Origin of the sequence: Streptomyces sp. KLMMK (genome assembly GCF_036961605.1) — a bacterium.
Classification (GTDB): Bacteria; Actinomycetota; Actinomycetes; order Streptomycetales; family Streptomycetaceae; genus Streptomyces; species Streptomyces telluris.
Genome location: NZ_JBAMDC010000795.1, coordinates 1 through 646, shown reverse-complemented (window position 1 = coordinate 646; position 646 = coordinate 1). Strand labels below are relative to the sequence as shown.

1 protein-coding gene is annotated in these 646 nt (G+C 65.9%); it reads right to left on the bottom strand.

Going from position 1 to position 646, the window contains the following annotated elements; translation table 11 throughout:
* Nucleotides 1-133: 133 nt before the first annotated feature.
* Nucleotides 134-646 (bottom strand): transposase (locus tag V7793_RS38000; RefSeq protein ID WP_336014322.1); only part of this gene is annotated, 513 nt, incomplete at its 5' end.

Genomic DNA, 646 nt, shown 5'->3' with positions numbered 1-646 from the left:
CACAGCCGTGTGCCGTCCGGACGGGAGACGGCCTGCACGTTCATGCCGAGCTTCCGGTGCTTTTGCGAGTAGTAAATGATGTCCCGTAAGGGGTTGTTGGGGCAGGCTGATGTGCCTCTCGTATGCTCGTGGACTATCCTGCGAGAGCGAGGTTGTGGAGTCGGGCGATGCCGAGCATGGCCTGATGGACGCCGTCGCCGCGCAGGCGGCAGTCGCGAAGGATTTTGAAGGTCTTCATCCGGGAGAAGACACGTTCCACTCGGGCTCTGGCCCTGCAGTGGACGGTGTTGTCTGCTTGCTGCTCGGGGGTCAGTGGCTGGTTGGGCCGGGGCCAGTGTGGAATGAGCGCGGCCGTGCCACGGTAGCCGCCGTCCCCCAGGAGCGGCGCGCTCCTCACCGCCTGGTCCACGCCAGACTCGCCATAGGCCCGGGCGTCGTGCCGGCTGCCGGGTAACGGACGGCCGACCGCGACCACCAAGCGACTGTTCGCATCGACGATGACCTGCAGGTTCGTCGAAAAACGGTAGTTCTTGGAGGACGAGGCCACACTCCGGTCACGGGTGGGGACCAAGGTTCCGTCCACGATCAGCACTGTGCCTGCCGGGTGCCGACGACGGACCGGCGCCAGCGCCAGGAACGGAGCGAT